Raw genomic sequence first — 1,678 nt, forward strand, 5'->3', positions numbered from 1 at the left:
CCATAGTCATTGCCAGACTCTTTAAATACGCACGCTGCTTACTTGTCATCTTTCCCTCCGATACGATGCCTGATCATTACCTTATCCGGCACACATATCCTCTTTTATCTATATGAAATTATTTATAGTAATCAAACTGCAGTCCATACATGCGCACGGTGTCGCCCTCTTCAATTCCTGCAGCTTCTAATTCATTCAGTATGCCGGTATCTTTCAAGAACTTCTGGAAGAATGCAAATCCTTTTTCTGACTCCAGATTGGTATAGCCCAGCATTTTTTCAATTTTCGGTCCTTCTACGATGTAGGTTCGCTCCTCTTCCGTGGATTTTTCTACCGTATATGGAAGATTCTCGCTCATATTAAACTCTTCCGGGAAGAATTCCTGTTCAAATACCAGCGGAGCCTCCGGTACCGTATCTAACAGTTCCCGTACATAATACAATAATTCTTTTAAGCCTTTCCCGCTGACTGCAGAAATGGCAAATACTTTAATTCCCTGAGGTTCAAATTCCTCCCGTATTTTCTGAATGGGATCTTCGTCACCTTCAAAAATGGCATCTATTTTATTTGCGGCAATGACCTGTGGCCTTGCTGCAATTTCTTCATTATAAGCTTTTAATTCTTCGTTGATTTTATAGATATCTTCGATTGGATCCCGTCCTTCTGTGGATGCTGCATCTACCATATGGATCATTACTTTTGTACGTTCAATATGACGTAAAAACTCATGTCCAAGACCAATACCTTCAGAAGCTCCTTCAATCAATCCGGGGATATCCGCAATTACAAACCCTTTTCCACCGTCCAGGTCTACTACTCCCAGATTTGGATTTAAGGTTGTAAAGTGATAATTGGCAATCTTTGGCTTCGCATTGGTAACACGGGATAACAATGTGGATTTCCCTACGTTTGGAAAACCAACCAGTCCCACATCTGCGATGACCTTTAATTCCAGATTTACCATAAGTTCCTGTGACGGCTGTCCGGGCTGTGCATACTTTGGCACCTGCATGGTAGGTGTGGCAAAATTCATATTGCCAAGTCCGCCTTTACCGCCCTTTAAGATAACCTGTCTGCGGTTATCTCCGGACATGTCTGCAATTACCTTATTGCTTTCTGCCTCTTTTATTACCGTACCTTCCGGAACTTTCAACACCAAATCACTGCCGTTGCCTCCGTGGCAGCGTTTCTTACCGCCCTGTTCACCATCCTGTGCACTGAACTTGCGTTTATGGCGGTAGTCTACCAGCGTATTTAAGCCTTCGTCTACTTCAAAAATAATATCTCCGCCTTTACCGCCGTTTCCTCCGTCAGGACCGCCGTTGGCAACATATAATTCTCTTCGAAAGCTTACATGGCCGTCCCCGCCTTTACCAGAACGTATGGATATTTTTGCTCTGTCTGCGAACATTTCCATTCACCTTCTTTCTAAAAAAATAGGCTTCAAACCAATTTGATTTGAAGCCACCTTTACTATTCTGCTGATACTGGAACGATAGAAACTTGTTTCTTATCTCTTCCTTTTCTTTGGAATCTTACAACACCGTCAACTAAAGCGAATAAAGTATCATCTCCACCACGTCCAACGTTAACGCCCGGGTGAATTTTAGTTCCACGCTGTCTGTAAAGAATATTTCCAGCTTTTACAAATTGTCCGTCAGCTCTTTTCGCACCTAAT

2 protein-coding genes are annotated in these 1,678 nt (G+C 42.7%); both read right to left on the reverse strand.

The annotated features are described in order from the left end of the window. Nucleotides 1–118: 118 nt before the first annotated feature. Nucleotides 119–1,411, reverse strand: a complete 1,293-nt coding sequence (gene obgE / locus ACH2DQ_RS17095; RefSeq protein ID WP_394911219.1) for a GTPase ObgE — start codon at nucleotides 1,409–1,411, stop codon at nucleotides 119–121. A gap of 62 nt (nucleotides 1,412–1,473) precedes the next feature. Then, on the reverse strand, nucleotides 1,474–1,678 hold a 205-nt coding region (rpmA, locus tag ACH2DQ_RS17100; protein WP_395027558.1), incomplete at its 5' end, for a 50S ribosomal protein L27.

The organism is Robinsoniella sp. (genome assembly GCF_034124845.1).

Excerpts from the sequence above, each read along its gene's own strand:
- obgE (WP_394911219.1), bottom strand. The coding sequence starts at position 1,411 with ATGTTCGCAGACAGAGCAAAAATATCCATACGTTCTGGTAAAGGCGGG.